General features: G+C 61.2%; 15 protein-coding genes. 5 read left to right on the top strand and 10 right to left on the bottom strand.

The window, feature by feature from the left end; genetic code table 11:
* Nucleotides 1–54: 54 nt before the first annotated feature.
* Both K1W69_RS00410 and K1W69_RS00405 read right to left on the bottom strand, forming a co-directional pair.
* Nucleotides 55–546 carry a DUF992 domain-containing protein gene (locus K1W69_RS00410; RefSeq protein WP_258570756.1) on the bottom strand — a complete coding sequence of 164 codons (492 nt, stop codon included), beginning with the start codon at nt 544–546 and terminating at the stop codon, nt 55–57.
* 66 nt (nt 547–612) lie between these two features.
* Nucleotides 613–1,956 (bottom strand): mechanosensitive ion channel family protein, encoded by a 1,344-nt coding sequence (locus K1W69_RS00405; protein WP_220226360.1) that lies wholly within the window; start codon nt 1,954–1,956, stop codon nt 613–615.
* A gap of 211 nt (nt 1,957–2,167) precedes the next feature.
* Between K1W69_RS00405 and K1W69_RS00400 the strand changes: the two genes are divergently transcribed.
* Nucleotides 2,168–4,069: a CHASE2 domain-containing protein gene (locus tag K1W69_RS00400; RefSeq protein ID WP_220226359.1), complete on the top strand. Its 1,902-nt coding sequence runs from the start codon at nt 2,168–2,170 to the stop codon at nt 4,067–4,069.
* Here K1W69_RS00400 and K1W69_RS00395 read toward each other — a convergent pair.
* Complete coding sequence (locus tag K1W69_RS00395; RefSeq protein WP_220226358.1) at nt 4,048–4,680, bottom strand: FecR family protein; 633 nt, start codon at nt 4,678–4,680, stop codon at nt 4,048–4,050. The genes K1W69_RS00400 and K1W69_RS00395 overlap by 22 nt on opposite strands.
* Nucleotides 4,681–4,808: 128 nt before the next feature.
* On the opposite strand from K1W69_RS00395, the gene K1W69_RS00390 reads away from it, so the two are divergent.
* Nucleotides 4,809–5,576, top strand: a complete 768-nt coding sequence (locus tag K1W69_RS00390; protein WP_220226357.1) for an HpcH/HpaI aldolase family protein — start codon at nt 4,809–4,811, stop codon at nt 5,574–5,576.
* Here the strand turns inward: K1W69_RS00390 and K1W69_RS00385 are convergent.
* Nucleotides 5,565–6,794 carry an MFS transporter gene (locus K1W69_RS00385; RefSeq protein ID WP_220226356.1) on the bottom strand — a complete coding sequence of 410 codons (1,230 nt, stop codon included), beginning with the start codon at nt 6,792–6,794 and terminating at the stop codon, nt 5,565–5,567. The genes K1W69_RS00390 and K1W69_RS00385 overlap by 12 nt on opposite strands.
* Nucleotides 6,795–6,839: 45 nt before the next feature.
* Nucleotides 6,840–7,538 carry a GntR family transcriptional regulator gene (locus K1W69_RS00380; RefSeq protein WP_220226355.1) on the bottom strand — a complete coding sequence of 233 codons (699 nt, stop codon included), beginning with the start codon at nt 7,536–7,538 and terminating at the stop codon, nt 6,840–6,842.
* Nucleotides 7,539–7,864: 326 nt separating this feature from the next.
* Between K1W69_RS00380 and K1W69_RS00375 the strand changes: the two genes are divergently transcribed.
* The 3 genes from K1W69_RS00375 (at nt 7,865) to K1W69_RS00365 (ending at nt 12,651) form a co-directional block, all read left to right on the top strand.
* Nucleotides 7,865–9,529, top strand: a complete 1,665-nt coding sequence (locus K1W69_RS00375; RefSeq protein WP_220226354.1) for an FAD-dependent monooxygenase — start codon at nt 7,865–7,867, stop codon at nt 9,527–9,529.
* A gap of 109 nt (nt 9,530–9,638) precedes the next feature.
* Complete coding sequence (locus K1W69_RS00370; protein WP_220226353.1) at nt 9,639–10,703, top strand: NAD-dependent epimerase/dehydratase family protein; 1,065 nt, start codon at nt 9,639–9,641, stop codon at nt 10,701–10,703.
* Between the two features lie 73 nt (nt 10,704–10,776).
* Nucleotides 10,777–12,651, top strand: a complete 1,875-nt coding sequence (locus K1W69_RS00365; protein WP_220226352.1) for an adenylate/guanylate cyclase domain-containing protein — start codon at nt 10,777–10,779, stop codon at nt 12,649–12,651.
* 3 nt (nt 12,652–12,654) lie between these two features.
* Here the strand turns inward: K1W69_RS00365 and K1W69_RS00360 are convergent, their stop codons facing one another.
* From K1W69_RS00360 to K1W69_RS00340, 5 genes are read right to left on the bottom strand one after another with little or no spacing between them, the layout of a single operon-like run.
* Nucleotides 12,655–13,596, bottom strand: a complete 942-nt coding sequence (locus K1W69_RS00360; protein WP_220226351.1) for a nucleoside hydrolase — start codon at nt 13,594–13,596, stop codon at nt 12,655–12,657.
* A gap of 13 nt (nt 13,597–13,609) precedes the next feature.
* A complete protein-coding gene (locus tag K1W69_RS00355) occupies nt 13,610–14,503 on the bottom strand; it encodes an ABC transporter permease (protein ID WP_220226350.1) in 894 nt (297 codons plus the stop codon).
* On the bottom strand, nt 14,496–15,536 hold the full coding sequence (locus K1W69_RS00350; protein WP_220226349.1) for an ABC transporter permease: 1,041 nt from the start codon (nt 15,534–15,536) through the stop codon (nt 14,496–14,498). Before K1W69_RS00350 ends, K1W69_RS00355 begins: the two co-directional genes overlap by 8 nt.
* The gene (locus K1W69_RS00345; protein WP_220226348.1) at nt 15,526–17,097 is read right to left on the bottom strand and encodes an ABC transporter ATP-binding protein; all 1,572 of its coding nucleotides are present in this window, start codon (nt 17,095–17,097) and stop codon (nt 15,526–15,528) included. Before K1W69_RS00345 ends, K1W69_RS00350 begins: the two co-directional genes overlap by 11 nt.
* A gap of 32 nt (nt 17,098–17,129) precedes the next feature.
* On the bottom strand, nt 17,130–18,170 hold the full coding sequence (locus tag K1W69_RS00340; protein WP_258570755.1) for a BMP family ABC transporter substrate-binding protein: 1,041 nt from the start codon (nt 18,168–18,170) through the stop codon (nt 17,130–17,132).
* Nucleotides 18,171–18,193 lie beyond the last annotated feature (23 nt).

Here is an 18,193-nt window from a genome sequence, read left to right as displayed (position 1 = left end):
CCCGCATTGTTGCACGCCCCTCGACAGAACTGTCGAGGGGCGTGCATGCTGACATCAGTCAGGAATGTCGGTCAGCTTCAGCTCGCTGATGGCAAGCGCGAAATTCAGACCCGTCTGGGCGGAGACGCTCACCGGCTGCAGGGCGATGCTCTTCTCAAGCCCGCCAACAAGCACATTTGCGCCGAGACCGGCGCCGATGGTCGCCTCGGCGCTCACGCCGCCGTATTCGCCGGCAAGCGCGCCGGGAGGCGTGTTTTCACCCGTCGGAGCGAAAACGACCCAGCTGATCAGAGCCTTGTCGGTCTTGCCGATGTCGAGACCGTATTTGGTGATCGAGCCGGCATAGGTGTCGACCGGGCGGCTGCCGTCGATGGACTTGAACGTGCAGGCAAGTTCCTTTGTCGATTTGAAGATGAATCCTTCGCCGCCGCTGACAGTGCAGTCCAGGGCGCCGACTTCCACGTTGTCCGCCTTCGCGGCAGTGGCGAAAGGCAGACCCAGCACCGCTGCGACCGCAGCCGTTTTCATAATATTCGATTTGATCATTTTCTACTCCGATAAGTTATTTCCGGTCCCCGTCGGGGATCCGGTCGGTACGCACGAAACGGACCGTCAGGAATCGCCATATTCCTTCGGCGCGGCGACATCAAGGAGATCGCCCTTCAAACGGGCATCGCGCTCCTCTTCCACCCGCCGCTCGAGATCGTGATCGGCGCTGGTGTTTTTCGGCGTGGCCGATTCGGCCTTTGCGCGTTCGATTGACTTTCTCTCCGCCCTGTCCGTGTCCGTCGATGTCAGGCGCGGCAGTTCGCCGCCCGCGACACCACCGTCAACGCGCAGCCGGTATGTCGGTTCCGGCAGTTCGAATCCACTTGCCTCGAGCGCCCGTTTGACGAGACGCATGGCTTCCGACCTAGCTTTCAGAAAATCGGTCTCCGTCTGGTTGATCCAGCCGGTAAAACATAAAACCACCGTGGAATCGCCGAAATCGTCAATCCATCCATCCGCGACGGGGTCGTCGAGAACGAAATCGAGATCCCTGATCGTGCGTTTCCCGGTCTCAAGCGCCTTGTCGATATCGCAATCGGGACCAACTCCGATCTTGAAGAGGAACCGGCGATCCGGATTGGTCGAATAGTTGACGATATTGCCCTTGAAGACCGTGGAATTGGGGATGCGAATGTGGTTGCCATCCTGCTCCATCAATATGGTGGCGCGGGACGTGAGGCTGATGACGAGGCCTTCATAGCCTTCGATCGCAATAAAATCCTTGGGTCGGAACGGCTGCCGCACGCTGAGCAGAATACTGGCGATGTAGTTTTCGACCGTGTCGCGCACGGCGAAGCCAACCGCCAGACCAATGATGCCGGCTGCGCCGAGGATCGTGCCCAGCAGCGCGGTCGCTCCAAGGATATCCAGCGCCAGCACCGCGCCGATCACGAAGAAGACGATGCGGACAAGCTGCCGGATCAGATTGGCGATGAAGGCGTTGGGCGCAATGCGGTTCCACGGCCACTCCCAGTGGGCGATCAGAACACCGACGCCCGTGACGGCGGCCCAGAAAAACAGAGCGACGAGAAACAGCGGAAAATAGTTGATCGACTGAAAAAGCCGCGTCTCCAGACGATCATAGACCGGCACCAGTCTCTCCGATACCGACGTCTCCTCCTCGATTTCATTGGTGACGGCGACCACGCCCTCGACGCGTGACGCCAACGCTTCCGCCTGCGTCGCCACCTGCAGTTCCGCGACCTTTCCGGTCAATCGCACCACGCCCGCCCGCACGGAAACAGCAACGTCCTGCAAACCCGCGATTTCGTTGTAAATGCGGCGAATCCGGTCTTCGATCTCGGTGTCGCCGATGGTATGGTCGCCAGCCGCGATCGCGGCCTGGCCGTTTTCCCCCTGCGCCGCCGCTGTATGCGCCGCGCCGAGGAGCAGACTCGAAGCAAGCATCGCCAGGATCAAATACAAGCAGGGACGGCGCACTTTTCTTCTCCTTCAACAAACGGACATGCATTCGACGTCTCCATTGACCTACAAAATATTGCAGTCGGAGGCGAGACTTTTGCATTTCCCTGCGAATAGCGCGTAAAAGTGACGCGAGCCCGCCGCGCCTGCATTTCGCGATGGTTGCTGACGGCGCCGGCGAACTGGAATTGCCATTATGTTGATGCGCCGAAGGGAACTGGGTTCGGGGGTAAAGGGGGCGGTCATTGCGGCCCTCTTCGCCGTGCTTTGGGTATTTTCCCCCGCCAGCATCACGGATCGCTTCAACTACGCTATCATCGACACGATCGCGTCCCTGAGGCCGCCCCCGGACACCGATCGCGTACTCGTTGTCGATATCGACAGCGAAAGCCTCGCGGAAATCGGCGGGCGCCGGATTTCACGCGCACGCTTCGCGGACTTGATCGAAACAATCGGAAAATCGGGGGCGTCGTCGATCGGTCTCGATCTTGTCCTCGGCGAACCCTGCGATCCGTCCGATCCGGATGTACAGCGCCTGACGCGGGCGCTTCGGGAAACGCCCGTTTCGATGGGTTTCCTGCTGTCTGACAAAACCGGTGGAGCGCCGCCGGCCGCAAACACGATGGTTCTGGAGAGAAGTCTCGAAGTGCCGGATCTCTGGATCGCCAATGGCGCCGACGCGTCATGCAGCGTCTATCTCGACGCAGCCGCCGGCAATTCGACGCTTTCGCTGACGGGCGGCTTCGATGGACGAATTCGTTCTGTGCCCGTGGCTGTCGGCATCGCAGGCGCCGGATACGCCTCGCTGCCCGTCGACACGCTTCGGCTGACGCTGCCGCCGACCGCGATTTTCCTGCTCGGGAATCCAAACGAAATCAGGCTCGGCGACCGTCATGCGCGGATCGACAGGAGCGGCAGCTTGCGGCCTCGATTCGCAACCAGCCAACAGCGCAGCGACCGCACTGTTTCGGCCGCAGACGTGCTGAACGGCGCAATCGAAAGCGACGTATTCAGCGACCGGATCGTTTTCATCGGATCCAGCGCGCCGGAACTTGGAGGTCTGCGACCCGTTCCCGGCGATCCCCTGATGCCCTCAGTGCAGATCCACGCCGACGCCGTCGCCAGCATCGTGACTGGATCAAGCCTCTATGTTCCCGGCTGGGCGAAAGCGGCGACGCTGTTTGTCGCGATCGCGCTTGGCGTTGTGATGGCGTTTTACTGTTCCACGGTGCGCCCGATCGCTGTGCCCGCCGTGGTCGTGCTGCTGATAGCCATCTGGCTCGCAACCTGCGCCTTTCTGTTTCACGTATTCAACATCATCGTTTGGCCAACGCTGCCGCTTGTCACCGTGATCGCCGGTTCGGTCGCCGGCGCGGCCTTCGAATACTCGGCTGTTCGGGCCGCCGAAACCCTTATCCGCAACCGGTTCGAACAACGCATGCCCGCAGCGCTCGTGTCCAAGCTCGTCAACGAGCCCGATTTGCTGAAACTGCGTGGAGAACGGCGCCTGGCGACGTCGCTCATCAGCGATCTGGAAGACTTTTCCGGCTTTTCGGAGCGCACGACGCCGGAGCAGCTTATCGACATACTCGATCGCTACTTCGCCGGTCTGACCAGGATCATTATCGCCCATGGCGGCATGGTCGACAAAACAACGGGCGACGGCGTTCACGCCATTTTCAATGCGCCGCTCGAGCTAGAACGACACGCAGACGCCGCCCTCGACTGCGCGACCCAAATCATCAGCTTCTCCGAAAGCTTCCGCAAAACGTCGCCGGCGATCGATCACGGTCTTGGCCGAACCCGCATCGGCATCGAATCCGGCGAAGTGGTGCTTGGAGACGTCGGCGACACCGACCGGGTCGATTATGCGGCCTTCGGCTCGTCCATCAACATGGCGGCGCGGCTGGAACAGGCGAACAAGATGTTCAAAACCTCGATCCTCGTGGGCGAAAGGGCGCGTTCCCTGATGCCCGAACGCGACCTGATCGATCTCGGCGAGACCGAGCTACGCGGCATCGGCGCCATGCATGTGTTTACGCCTTCCAACGGGCAAAAGCGGCCGCCGTCGCCGGATCAAAGCCCGACGCTGGCGTAAACCTCGTCAATGCGTCCCTGGCCCCATTGCACGACGTCTTCCGGCGGCGCGCCGGGCTCGGGTATGTTCACCCCGTCGCCGGGCCCGAGCGTGACGGTTTCGCCGCCTGCCGCGACGACGACGGCGCCGCGCTCCACGAATACAGCAAAGACGCCCCGGTTGGGACCGGCGAAAAACCGGGTGCCGCGCACGCCGAGCCGACCGAACACCGTCCGAATCATCACATCGGATCTCGGCTCGTCTTCCGGCCTGTCGAAGAACATCGCGCCCTGCATCAGGTCGAAACTGCCGCGCATGTTCATGACAAAGGAATCGATCAGGAGCTCCGCGCTCTCTCCAAGCCTGATCGTGGTGCGCTGTCCGAGCAGCAGTTCCACGATGGTGCGGACATCCGTCTTCACAAGATCCCCGATTTCGAGTTCGGAACCCTTCTCGAGCGCGACGTCCAACGAACCGCGCACAGCTGTCGCGCGGCCGCTCAACAGGCCGACCTTGCCGACGGAATCTTCGGCGCGGGCGCCGCCGGTGAAAAGCAGCGAACCCGCGACACCCGCAAGGGCGGCGAGCACGCGTCGACGCTCTTCCAGGAAAGTCTTCATGTTCGGTTGCATTTGCTAGCTCCGATTGGTGTTGATCTTCACACTTGCGCACAAGTAGATACATCTGACGGATTAACTGCGCCAGATGGTGCATATGTGGCGATGGCCACAATCCGAAGCATTATAAGGAAGAAAGCGCCATGGAACTGCCGAAAAACAATTTCAAGCACGCCATCGCCGCAGGCAAGCAGCAGATCGGGATCTGGTGCACTTTGCCTTCGGCCTATACGGCCGAGGCCCTTGCGACATGCGGTTTCGACTGGATCCTGTTCGATACGGAACACTCGCCCGCCGACCCTGTAACCGTTCTCGACCAGTTGCAGGCCGTCGCGCCCTACCCTGTTTCTCCAATGGTTCGCGTGGCCAGCAACGACGCCGTCCTGATCAAGCGGATTCTCGATATCGGCGCCCAATCCCTGCTCGTGCCCTATGTCCAGAACAGGAAAGAGGCCGAAGAGGCGGTTGCGGCCGTGCGCTACCCGCCGGCCGGCATCCGCGGCGTCGCCGGCTCCACCCGCGCCACCCGTTTCGGCAAGATCAAAAATTACGCCAAACTGGCGGCCGACGAGCTGTGCCTGATCGTGCAGGTCGAAACCCGCTCGGCGCTCGACGAAATCGAGGCGATCGCAGCGCTGGACGGGATCGACGGGATCTTCATCGGTCCGGCGGATCTCGCAGCCAGCATGGGCTTTCCCGGCGAACACGGACATCCCGAGGTCGTGGCCGCCGTGGAAGACGCCATCAAAAGGATCCGCAAGGCCGGCAAGCCCGCAGGCATCCTGACGCTCGACAGGGATTTCGCGAAACGATGCATCGACATCGGCACGGTGTTCACGGCGGTGGATGTCGATGCGAGCCTGCTTGTGCGCCAGGCGAGCGCACTCGCGGAAGAGTTCTCAGGAAGCTGACGCCCGTCCGCGCAAGAGCAGAAACGACGCGAGCAGGACAAGCCCCAGGCTGACAGCGGTGATGGCGAGTACCGGCGCCGAGAACCCGCCCGTCCAGTCGGACAGGACGCCCATAGTGACGGGACCGAGCACGCCGCCCATTTCGGCGGCGACGAAGAACATGCCGCCGGCGAGCCCCAGCCGGCGCCTCGGCACGTCGGGCGATGACATCAGCACCAGCATCACCACCGCTATCAGCGCGCCACGGCCGACGCCAAACAGGATGAGAGCTGCAAAGAGCGGCGCGCTTGTCGACGCCTGCAACAGCAGGCTCGACAACAGAACGGAGATGAACAGTCCGAGCAGTAAGGGAATGCGTCTTTCCGGCGTGGCGAATCGCGGAATAAGCAGCGAGCCTGCAATGCCGACGATCGTCGGGATGGAAGACCAGAATCCGGCCTCGGCCGCGGATTGCCCCTTGAGCCGGAGCATTTCCGGCAGCCAGTTGTTGATGCCGTGGTTGATGAAGAACACGCCGATCGCCATCAGGAGCACAATTCTGACGGTGGGCACGGAAAGAATCTCTGAAATCGCGCGGAAACTGAACTGCACCCCGTCGGAATGCAGCTTTGAATCGCCGGCGTCGGGATGGCTGGAGATGGCGAGCCAAAGGATGGAAATAACGAAAGCGATAGCGGCGTAGACAAACATCACCGTCCGCCAGTCTCCGCCGGCAAGCGGCAGCACCAGGCTGTTGGTCGCAGCAAGCGCAACCGCGTTTCCGAGCGCCGGTCCGGTAATATAGAGGCCCATTGCCGCGCCGCGGGTCTTGTCGTCGAACCAGAGTGAGATGAGTTTCGGCGCGCCGATCGAAATCAGCGGTCCGCCAACGCCAAAAACGCCAACAGCCAGAAACATGGTCAGATCGGACTGGGCGACGCCGCGCAACACTCCGGAAAGACCGATGATGACGCAGCCGATGAACATGGTCAGGCGCGGAGACATCGTATCGAGCAAGGCCCCGCACGGAATGGCGGCTGCGATATAGACCAGCGGCCAGGCGCCGAGGATCGTACCGATCGTCGCATAGTCGATGTCGAGATCGAGCGCGATGCGGGACAACAGCGGCGCCATGGACGCCGCGATCAGGCCGAAGCAGAAGTAGATAAGCCAGATGCCGCCCAGCAGAACCCAGCGATAGCCCCTGGTGGGCATAGCGGCGGACGCGGTGTCGTTCATGCGCTCTGCGCAGCCTCGCGGCCTGACTGGAGAATAGTTTTCAAACTATGCATTTGCTGGAGCCAGAGGCGCGGAGAAAGGAATTTCCGACTTTAGCAGGTTTTCGGCGGTCAGGCGAAGATGGTTCGCCATCAGTTCTTTCGCTTTATCCACATCACGCTCCAGAACGGCGTCGACAATGGTCCTGTGTTCGGCGTCGACATCCCTGTCGGCATCTCCAAAGGGGCCGGACAGTCGCCGGTAACGCTCGGACTGGACGTAGAGTTGCTGGCGCAGTTTCAACCACCAATCGTTCGCGCATCCCGACGTCAACTCGTCGTGAAACTTTTCGTGGCAACGATGCCATTCCACATCGCGGCCTTTCGTCGCGATGTTGACGACTTTAAGCTTCGTTAACTGGTGCGCAATCGAAAGCACGCGTCCTTCCCACGCAATGTCGCCATTCCTTATCGAGGATTCCAGGCATATCTGTTCAATGACGACACGCGCATCGGTCAGATCCGTCAGTTCCTTGCGTGAAATCAGCGAAGCCATGAATCCCTTCTGCGGCTCCGCCGTCACAAGGCCCTCCGAGGTAAGCCTCGCCAGCGCTTCCCGCACGGCGCCGGTACTCGCGTCGAATTCCTTCTTCAAAGAATCGATCCGCAGTTTTTCACCCGGCCTGTAACGCGCGGTGACAATGGCCATACGAATACGTTCATAGGTAAGGGCGGTCAGGCTTTTATGCGCTGTCGGGTCTTCCACGGGTTTCTGCTTTCCAGCGATCCATGATCACCAAAAATCTTTTTTTATTGACAATTTCTTTTTTTCATTCTTACAGGTTTACTATGCATGTAAAAAGGCGACGGTGAAACTTAAGGTAATACACTTGTAAGTTATTAGTACATTTACACACTCGGTATGGTGGTGGCCAGTTCGAATTCTTACGGTCCGCGGTCTGTTAGGCTCGCATTACGGTTTTCAGAAGATTTGAAGCGATTGTCGCCTGTAACGACCTGGACCAGGCGGTTTCGGTACGGTCTTCGTGATCGCTGAAAAGCCCCACCGCAGTCCGACCGGAGGGTAACTAGGTGACTGCAAAGCAATATGATGTGGTCGTTACCGGAGCGGGACCTGTGGGGCTGGCGCTTGCGACGGAACTGACATCGCGCGGCCGCACCGTCTGCGTCATTGAACAGAACGAGCAGATCGGAAAAGAGACTCGCTCAAAAATTGCTGACGTGCGCACCATGGCGCATTTGCGGCGATGGGGGCTTTCCGGCCTTATGCGGTGGCAATCTCCTTTCACGACAGATTTTCCGCGACGCGTCCGATATTCGACCAGACTTTTCGGCAAAGACATTTACTTCTTCGACAACGCCTTCTGCTTGTCCCCAATTCGTGACGACCGTTTCCCGGAACGCGCGGATTTCATCCCGCAATCCTCCATAGAAGGCGTTCTGCTTGACCATCTGCGCAAGCAGCCTCTGGCCAACGTCAAGTTCCGGCATCGACTGGAGAGCCTCCAGCAGCACAAGGATGGCGGCGTCGCGGCGTCGGCGCGCAATTTGGAGACGGACGAAGTCGTCACTCTCGAGGGGCGTTTTCTTGTTGGCGCCGACGGCGCAGACAGCACGGTGCGCAAGACTCTCGGCGTCACCATGAGCGGCGCAAGTTCAATCGAATCGTTTACGACCCTAATCCTGCGCATTCCGGGGCTGAACGACGACCTTGGCGACCAGCAGGCGCTGCTTCATTTTCTCGTCAACCCGGAAGCCCCGTGCATCATGGGTCCGATGGACACCAATGATGTCTGGTTTTGGGGCATAAGCGCTGTCGGAAACAAGGAAGCAGACAGCGAAACCTTGCTGGAATTGGTCAGACAATCGATTGGGCGCAACTATCCCGTTGAAGTGCTGGGGCGCGACGACTGGAGCGCTCACGAGCTTCTTGCCGAGCGCTACGGCGGCGGCGACGTCTTTCTGGCCGGAGACGCCTGTCACCTGCATTCACCATTCGGCGGCCACGGTGTTAATCTCGGTATTGGCGACGCCGTCGATCTCGGCTGGAAGATTGCCGGCGTGCTCGACGGCTGGGCGGACAGAACGCTGCTGGACAGCTACGAGACCGAACGCAAACCATTGCATCAAAAGGTGCTTGAAACCTCGACGGAAAACGCCAACGCGCTGAGCAAGCAGTTCCTCTCATCTGCTCTCGATGATGACACGCAGGAAGGCGCAACCCGGCGCAGCGAAGCCGCTGAAGCCGTGAAACAGGTGAAAGCGCCCGAATTTTACCCGCTCGGCGTCGTCCTCGGCTATCGATATGAGTCGCCGGTGATACTTTCCGAGAAGGGCGACAAACCGCCAGCCTTCTCGGTAACCCAATACAGGCCATCCACTTGTCCCGGGTCTCTGGCGCCCCATGCGTGGCTGCCCGACGGATCGTCGCTCTACGATCATTTCGGCAAGGGGTTCACGCTCCTGCGACTGGACCAGCCCCTGGAGGACCAGGAGCAGGACCTGATAGAGGCGGCAAGAGCCATCGGTATGCCGCTGACCATTTACGCGCCCGAAAGTCTCGCCGTCAGCGCGCTCTACCGAACGCGATACGCGCTCGTCCGTCCGGATCAGTACATTGCCTGGCGCGGTGAATCCCTGCGATCGCCCAAAGTGCTGCTCGACGCGGCGCGCGGCGCCCAAACCGCCCCGGAACGCATAATCAGCCACTTTCCATGGAATAGTCATCAGACCTGACGTTGCCTTCTGGCGCCGTTGGTCCTGGAATTGATCCCAAAGGACAAGTGCAATTTCTCCAAGGCAACCTATATTTACAGTCGTGGGCACTTGTTAAGCGGAGATCTTCATGACTCAGGACACCTCTCGACCGGTTCTGGTGACCGGCGCCACCGGCTATCTGGCCGGGTGGATAGTCAGACGTCTGCTTGAAGAAGGCTTTACGGTCCACGCCGCCGTTCGCGATCCGGACAATGAGGCAAAGACCGCCCATTTGAAAACAATGGAAGCAGATCTGCCTGGCGCACTGATCCTGTTCAAGGCGGATCTGCTTGAGGAAGGCAGCTATGGTCCGGCGATGGAAAATTGTCGCATCGTCTTCCACACCGCCTCACCCTTCACCCTGGACGTGGAAGACCCGCAGCACGACCTCGTCGATCCGGCGGTCAAGGGCACGCGCAACGTCCTCGAGACAGCCAATCGCACGGAATCGGTCGAACGGGTCGTGCTGACCAGTTCCTGCGCCGCGATATATGGAGACAACGCCGATGTCTCCAACGCCCCGGGAGGCGTTTTGACGGAGGCGGTGTGGAACCGGTCCTCTTCCCTGGATCACCAAAGCTACTCCTACTCGAAAGTGGAAGCAGAAAAGGCCGCCTGGAAAATCGCCGAGGCGCAGGACCGCTGGCGGCTCGTCACGATCAATCCGGCGCTCATTGTCGGACCCGGAACAGCGGACTCCCAGACTTCCGAGTCCTTCAACCTGATGCGGCAGTTGGGAGACGGAACGATGAAGGCTGGGGTTCCTCCCTATGAGTTCGGACTTGTGGACGTGCGCGATGTCGCCGAGGCCCATCTGAAAGGCGCGTTTCTGCCCGAGGCTGAAGGCCGTCATATTGTCTATGCGGAACATCACAGCCTGCTGGATCTCGCCAAAATGCTGCGCGAGGAATTCGGCGAAAGCTGGCCATTCCCGACCCGGGAACTGCCGAAATGGCTGGTCTGGCTCCTTGGTCCGATAACCAACAAGGCCATCACCCGCAAGATGGTGACGCTGAATATGGGTTATCCATGGCGTGCGGACAACAGCAAGTCAAAACAGGCGCTCGGTATGCAATACCGGTCGATCAAATCTTCGATAACGGAAATGTTTCGACAAATGATCGACACTGGAGCGGTCAAGAAGGGGGATTGAACCTTTCATATCGCGCAGGCATATGTTGCCATGGGGCTGAGGCCGAGAGGCAAACGGAAAGGTCGACTGGAGGATGTCTGACCGGGAGGGCAATGCGTCGACAAATCCCGATCCCGGCGTAAAACCCGGGAAGGCGGCGCGACAGAAAGATCAATGGGACGGCCGGTTGTCGATCACCGTGACTCTGGCGACTGCGATCAGCGTGCTCGTTCTGATTTCCGTCGGCAGCGTGCTTTTCGTCGGCGTGTGGCTGGCGCAAAGAAACACGATCGACCTGCTAAGCGCCAATGCGAACCAGAACATCGCCTATGCCGTTAATCGCGTTCGCGACCATTTGCGGCCAGCCGAATATCAGGCCGAATTCATCGCCAACCAGATCGTGCGCGGCGATGTCGATCCGCATGATGTCAACACCTTCGGAACGTTGCTGACCGGGGCCCTGGCCGCGACGCCGCAAATCAAGGCGATCTCCTATATGGACGCCGATTTCCAGTCGATCCAGGCGCAGCGACTGCCAGACGCCAGCGTCAGAATCCGGACCGGGGATGTCTCGGACGACCAGCAAATACGAGAAGGTTGGGACAAGTTTACCCACAAACCGCAATGGTCTCCGCCAACCTATCGAGAGGGACCGGACAGCACTTTCATCAACATGGCCTACCCGGTGCACCGAAACGGGAAACTCGTCGGCGTGGTGGCGGCCGCCGTGTCCATTCCCGAACTCTCGTCCTTCGTTCAGTCTACGGACAAGGGTGATCCCACGCAGCGCTTCATCCTTTACGGGCGCGACCACGTGCTCGCGCATCCCGATCTGCTCGGCCCCTATCCCGGCCGAACGGTAGACAACCCGTTGCCCTCAGTGGAAAATTTCAGCGACAATATCCTTGGCTCCATCTGGAGCGAAGTCGACCGCTATGAACTTGACCTGGCGCTCGCTGAAGGCAATCAGGGCCATGCGCTTGATATCGGCGGCGAACAATATGTCTACGTCTATCAAACTCTCGAAGGTTACGGCGACGAACCCCTGCTCGTGGGCGCCTATATCAATACGTCCGATATGGGAGACGAAATTCGCCGGTTGATCATCTCCGGCTATGTCGGCGTCGGCGCGCTGCTGGTTGCTTTGATCGCCGCCGTTTTGCTGGGCCGTCGCATTGCGAGACCAATCGTCAACTTCTCGGACGCCGCGGGCCGCATCCGCGATCTGGAGATCAATCAGATCAGCGATCTGCCAGGCAGCATTTTCAGGGAGATCGACAACCAGTCGAAAGCCTTCAACGCCATGCTGCATGCGCTGCGCTGGTTCGAGCTTTACGTTCCGCGCAAGATCGTGGAACGATTGATCAAGCGCGGCGAAGCCGGAGCAACCGCAACCACGGAACAGGAAATAACGGTGCTCTTCACCGACATCGCCGGGTTCTCGACCGCTTCGCAGGACATGACGGCGCCCGAAGTGGCTACATTGGTCAATCGGCATTTCGAAATCCTCGGAGCATGCATCGACGCCGAGGAAGGCACGATCGACAAATACATGGGCGATTCGGTCATGGCGTTCTGGGGCGCGCCCGATCCGCAACCGGATTCCGCCCGGCGGGCCTGCCGCGCCGCGCTCGCAATGAAGAAGGCGGTGAAGAAAGAGAACGAGGAGCGCAGGCGCCGGAACGAAACGCCGGTCCGCATTCGCATCGGCATCCATACCGGTAACGCGACCGTCGGCAATATCGGCGCGCCGGGACGGATAAATTACACCATCATCGGAGACACGGTGAATATCGGCCAGCGCCTGGAGCAACTGGGCAAGGTTGTCTATCCGCCGGACACCGAAGTCGCGATCCTGATCAGCGGATCGACCGCCGCAGCGCTTGGGCCGGAATTCGAAACGGTCGCCGCCGGTGCCCACACGCTGAAAGGCAGAACCGGCGATTTCGAGGTTTTCAGGTTGATATGAGCGTCAGGGCAAATTGCCGAGGCACTTCAGGAGGAGCGCGTAGTAGGCCTCGGCGTCGCCGTTGCGAACATAAAAGACGTTTCTCTCGCGATCGGTGATTTGCCACCAGTCGGCGACAGTCATCCCGCGTGTCAGTTGGCTGCCGGTCTCGACAGTCACGTTGATCTGACGGCCCTCGAACATCTCCGGCTGCAGCATGAAGGCTGGCACGCACGGACCGTGTAGCGGCGCGCCCTCCCAGCCATACTTGTTCAGATCGAAGCTTTCGGAGAACTCCAGCATTTCCGCCGTCGCAACGCCGCACCGATTCCCCAGCGCGCGCATCGCCGAAAGCCGATCGGGAGTCGACAGCATCTGGTGGGTCACGTCCAGCGGCAGCATTGTCATCGGAATGCCGGCGTTCAGCACGATATCGGCTGCTTCCGGATCGACATAGACGTTGAATTCCGCCGACGGGGTGATGTTGCCGACCTCGAAATAGGCGCCGGCCATCGCGACGATGTCGCGTATGCGCGGCGCAATATCGGGCGCCTGAACCAGCGCCATGGCCAGATTGGTCAGTGGCGAGAGGCCGCAGATCGTCACCTCGCCGGCCGGCTGTTCCCGCAATGTGTGGATTATGAACTCGACGCCGTGACCGGAGGCGATCTCCGTCACGGGCTCCGGCAGCTGAGGACCGTCGAGTCCTGTCGGTCCGTGCACATGTTCGGCGGTGACGAGGTCGCGCATCATCGGGCGCGGACACCCGGCATAGACGGGAATATCGGTGCGGCCGGCAAGCTCCAGTAGCTTGAGACAGTTCGTCGTCGTGTAGCCGAGATCGATATTTCCGGCGGTCGCCACCATGCCGAGCACGTCAAAAATTTCCGGCGCGCCGAGAATCATCAGGATTGCGGCCGCCTGGTCCTGTCCCGGATCGGTAAGAATGATGAGTTTGCGTTTCACACCGCCGCCTTTCTCAATTGTCGCGCAATTCGCCGAAGCCGGAGATGGCCTTTGCGCCGCCGCGCAGGCGGGCGCTCATCCAGATGCCTATCACGGTTGCGATATAAGGAAGACCCAAAAGCAGGTCGTGCGGCACCCGGTCTCCAAAGACAAGTTGCGCCCTGATGCCCAGCGCGCCGACAATCGCGAAGAACATGGCGGCGAGCGCGGCGCCTACGGGATGCCCCGCGCCGAAGATAACGGCGGCGAAGGCCATGAAGCCACGGCCCGCGGTCATGTTTTGCGAGAAGAACTGCAAACTGCCGGCGGCAAGCTCCGCGCCGCCCAGCGCGCACAGGGCGCCGCCGATGACGAGCGCTGCAAGACGGATCCGCGACGGCTCGATGCCCACGCTTCTCGCCGCGTAAGGGTGCTCGCCCGCCGCCGCCAACCGCAAACCGAAACGCGTGCGGCGAAGCAGGACCCAGAACGCAAAAACGAAGAAGGGCATCAGCAGAACGAGGATCGAGAGATTGCCGAAAGAACCGAAAAACGGTCCGATGCGCGGCAGCCCGAACGGCGCGCTGACCGCCGCCTGACTGCCGAAAATCGATTCGATCGCCAGCGTCGTGCCGCCGAGGCCAAGGCCTGTCAGGCCGAGGCCGGCGATGATCTGGTTTGCCTTGAGCTTTTCCACCACGAACCAGAACAAAACCGAGGCGACCATGCATACGCCCACGGCGATGAGCAACGCCAACACAATCGATTGCGTGAACACGATGCCAAGGATCGTGGCGCATGCGCCAGCGATCATCAGCCCTTCCAGGCCAAGGTGCCAGATGCCGGCGCGCTGCGCGATCACGCCGGCGAGCGTCACGTAGACGAGCGGCGTGCCGGATCGCAGGATGGCGATGATGATGTCATCCATTGGCTCTGCTCCTGAAGCGCATGATGCGGTCGATCAACTGCGAACGCGCGGTTATGAAGAGTGCGATCGCCGCATTAATGATGTCGATCGCCGACGACGGCAGTCCGGCGATGACCGGAAGGTAAAGCGCGGCGGAGGCGAGACCGCCGAAGAACAGTGCCGCGACAGCGCTTCCCAGGATCGAGAGATTGGCGACCAGCGCGATCAGGATGGCGGTGAAGCCGTGGGCCGGAAGAAAGCCGGAGGCTAGCCGCCCGTTCGGCCCCATCAGTTCGATGGTTCCCGCGAGGCCGGCAAGCGCGCCGCTGATCAGGAAGCTGGCGAGCCCGACCTTCCACAGCTTCGCGCCCTGCCAGGTGACCATCGTCGGGTTGCGACCGGCCAGACCCGACATCATGCCGAACGACGTGCGGTTCACCAGAAGCCACATCGAGAGGCCGACGACGATGGCAATCGAGATTATGAGCGGCGACACGCCCAGCGAATTGCTGATGCGATAGGCGGCTTCGAGCGGTCGGCTCGACGCCTGCTGGCCCGATCCGGACTGGTCCTTTAGCGGCCCGGACGTGACATAGATGAGCAGCAGACCGGCCAGGAAGTTGCCCATTAGCGTGGTAATCACCTCGTCCGCGCCCGAACGCAACCTCAAAAGGCCGGGCCAAAGCGCCCACAGGGCGCCGCCGATCATGCCCGCCAGGAAGCACAGGGGAAGGACGACGAAGGCCGGCGCGCCGCTCGTCCATTCGGCGACGAAAGCGGCGCAGATCGCGCCCACGTAAAACTGGCCCTGCGCGCCGATATTGAAGTAACCCGCGCGGAACGAAATGGCGACGCCGACGGCCGTGATGAACAGCGGCAAACCCCAGCGCAGCGCGTGGTTCAGCGCGCCATTGCGCAGGAACGCCCCGTCTATGATGGCGCTGAACATGAGCTCCGCGGAGAAGCCGGCGATAGAGAAGATCACGGCGCAGAGCACAAGCGCGACGACGATGAAAACCAGCGCGCGGGCGATGGAGACGAGGCTATCGGTCATGCGTCACCCCCGTCATGGCGGCGCCGATGCGCGCAATATCGTAGGGAGGCTCGAACGTGCCGGCGATCCGTCCGGAGAGCATCACGACCACCCGGTCGCAGATGTCCATGATTTCATCGAGGTCGGACGAGATCAGCAGGATGCCGCAATTGCGTCGCCGCGCCTGGTCGAGGGCGTTCCAGACGAAGGCGGTCGCGCCGATATCCAGTCCGCGCGTCGGTTGCGCGGCGATGATGAGCCGCGCGTCCTCGTCCATCTCCCGCGACAGGATGACCTTCTGGGCGTTGCCGCCGGACAGGCTTCCGGCGCGCTGGGCGACAGTCGCATAGCGCACGTCCCAGGCGTCGAGGGCGGATTTGCATTCCGATCGCAGCGCGGACGGCCTGATCCAGGACAGGAGCGAACCCTGCAGCAATTTTCGGGCGGACCAGTTTTCCCACAGCGAACTGGTCAGGCTCAGCCCCTCGACATTGCGTTCGAAGGGAATGACCCGCAATCCGGCAATCCGGCGCCCCTGCAACGGCAAGGTCGTAACCTGTCGTCCGTCGAGCGCTATTGTTCCGCTCTCGACATCGGCAAGAGCGGAAAGCGCGCGCACCAGCGTGCGCTGGCCATTGCCTTCCACGCCGGCGACGCCGACGATCTCGCCCGGTCGGATGGCGAGGCTGACGTCGGTGAGCGGCGGTCCGTCGCCATCCGGCGCGGAAGAGACCGACTTCATGTCGAGGATCGGCGGCGCAGCGCCGTCCTTTCCGGAGACGCCGACATGGGTGTGCAGCGAAGACGCGGATCCGGTCAGCGCCGCGCGGTCGTCCTCGTCGAGGGGCCGGGCGGAGGGGCCGATGATCAGCTCGGAAAGCTTGTCCGCGTCGATACCCGAACATGCGACGGGACCTTCCACCAGCTTGCCACCCCGCAGGACGGAAACCGTGTCGGCGATCGCCAGCACTTCGCGTATCTTGTGAAGGATGAGAATAATGGTGACGCCGGCGCTCTTGAGATGCCTTATGCGTTGAAAGAGTTTTTCGGCTCCCTCGGGCGAGAGCACGGCCGTAGGCTCGTCCAGGATCAGCAGTTTGGCGTCGGTGACGAGCGCGCGCGCAATCTCCACGCTCTGCTGGCTTTCCACAGGCAGGTCTCGGATCCGCTGCCCGGCTTTCACATTGATGTTGAGGGCGTCCAGATGGGCCTGCCAGCGTCGCTCGAGCTGGCTGCGGGTATAGAGTTTTCCGCCCGAGCCGCCGAACTGCATGGCTTCGGCGACGGTAAAGGACGGCGGCAGCGCGAAACTCTGATGTACGAGTTCCACGCCCGCCCGCCTGGCGTCGTTGACACTGCCTTTCGGCATGTCGCGCCCGGATATCCGGACGCTGCCCTCGTCTGGATCGATAAGACCCGCGATGACGCGGGCGAACGTGGTCTTGCCGGCGCCGTTCTGGCCGACAACCGCGTGGATCGCTCCGCTGGCGAATGAGACCGAAACATTCGACAGGGCCACGACGTCGCCAAAACGAACGGTGACGTCATGGCAGTCGAGAACGGCAGCCGTCGTTTCGCTCATTTGCCCTTGTCCGCGGATCGCAACCAATCTCCTCAGAGTTCGGTATTGAACGGCACTTTGAGCGATCCGTCGAGAATTGCGGCCTTGGCCTTCTCGACTTCCGGCCAGATTTCCTTCGCCTTGGCGTTGAGCGCGTCCGAACCGTCTTCTTCGAAGAGCGGCGAGCGGACAAAGTCGATGACGCCCGTGCCGAGACCCGTCGAGACATGGCTTCCGCCGTCCCAATCGTCTCCGAGCGCGTTGCTGACTTCATTGTAGAGCGACATGCCGAAATCGAGGCCGACGATCGCGATCAACGATTTCGGACCGAGCGGGAACTGCGCCGGGTCGAGAGCGCTGACCATGCGGCCGTCCTCTTCGTTCGCCGCGGTGATGATGCCGAAATCGGTCGCTGCGGCGTCGGTCTGGATGTAGTCGATCCCGTCGCTGAACATCTGCGTGGCGATTTCCTGCCCCTTGGCCGGATCCTGGAATGAGCCGGCGAAGGCGGCGGTCGACGTCACGTCCGGACGCAGCGATTTGGCGCCCGCCGTGAATGCGTTGAAATCGGCGTTGATCGGTGGAATGGAGATGCCGCCGATAAAGCCAAGCTTGCCGCTCGCGCTGACGCCGGAAGCGAAAATGCCGGACAGGTAGCAGCCGAGGTAATAGTCATAGGACACCGTGACGACGTTCGGCATCGGCGGCTCGAACGGATCGGCGAACAACTGGATCCACTTGGTGTCGGGGTAATCCGGCGCGACGGCCTTGATGGGCTCGGCGACTTCGTTGAAGGTCGAGACGACCACGGCGGCGCCTGCGTCGCCCAGCGTGCGGAAGATGGTCTCGTAGGTCGCCGGATCCTGGGCGTAGATCGCCCGGTAGGGAAAACCCTTTTCCGAAGCAAGCTGCTTCAGCTTGGAGATCATCGAGTCGACGGGGCCGCTGTCGCCTGCGGCCTGCGTGTGGACGAGCGCCACGAGGCCATCGGCCGCGTGTGCCAGCGAGGAGAACAGATTGCCAGTCATGCCGAGCGCAGCCGCGCCGGCCGCCGTCTTGAGCAGACCGCGCCGCCGAACCGGGACGCGAAGCATGGTGTTTCCTGTTAAGATCTTTC

The organism is Flavimaribacter sediminis (assembly GCF_019492055.1).
GTDB lineage: Bacteria > Pseudomonadota > Alphaproteobacteria > Rhizobiales > Rhizobiaceae > Flavimaribacter > Flavimaribacter sediminis.
The sequence above is the reverse complement of the archived record's forward strand: the minus strand, read 5'-3'. Positions and strand labels throughout refer to the sequence as shown.

What these genes read in the sequence shown, in the direction of transcription:
- K1W69_RS00355 (WP_220226350.1), bottom strand. Translation starts at nt 14,503, where the DNA reads ATGGATGACATCATCATCGCCATCCTGCGATCCGGCACGCCGCTCGTC.
- K1W69_RS00410 (WP_258570756.1), bottom strand. Translation starts at nt 546, where the DNA reads ATGATCAAATCGAATATTATGAAAACGGCTGCGGTCGCAGCGGTGCTG.
- K1W69_RS00400 (WP_220226359.1), top strand. Translation starts at nt 2,168, where the DNA reads ATGTTGATGCGCCGAAGGGAACTGGGTTCGGGGGTAAAGGGGGCGGTC.
- K1W69_RS00345 (WP_220226348.1), bottom strand. Translation starts at nt 17,097, where the DNA reads ATGAGCGAAACGACGGCTGCCGTTCTCGACTGCCATGACGTCACCGTT.
- K1W69_RS00390 (WP_220226357.1), top strand. Translation starts at nt 4,809, where the DNA reads ATGGAACTGCCGAAAAACAATTTCAAGCACGCCATCGCCGCAGGCAAG.
- K1W69_RS00385 (WP_220226356.1), bottom strand. Translation starts at nt 6,794, where the DNA reads ATGAACGACACCGCGTCCGCCGCTATGCCCACCAGGGGCTATCGCTGG.
- K1W69_RS00405 (WP_220226360.1), bottom strand. Translation starts at nt 1,956, where the DNA reads ATGCTTGCTTCGAGTCTGCTCCTCGGCGCGGCGCATACAGCGGCGGCG.
- K1W69_RS00365 (WP_220226352.1), top strand. Translation starts at nt 10,777, where the DNA reads ATGTCTGACCGGGAGGGCAATGCGTCGACAAATCCCGATCCCGGCGTA.
- K1W69_RS00350 (WP_220226349.1), bottom strand. Translation starts at nt 15,536, where the DNA reads ATGACCGATAGCCTCGTCTCCATCGCCCGCGCGCTGGTTTTCATCGTC.
- K1W69_RS00395 (WP_220226358.1), bottom strand. Translation starts at nt 4,680, where the DNA reads ATGCAACCGAACATGAAGACTTTCCTGGAAGAGCGTCGACGCGTGCTC.
- K1W69_RS00340 (WP_258570755.1), bottom strand. Translation starts at nt 18,170, where the DNA reads ATGCTTCGCGTCCCGGTTCGGCGGCGCGGTCTGCTCAAGACGGCGGCC.
- K1W69_RS00370 (WP_220226353.1), top strand. Translation starts at nt 9,639, where the DNA reads ATGACTCAGGACACCTCTCGACCGGTTCTGGTGACCGGCGCCACCGGC.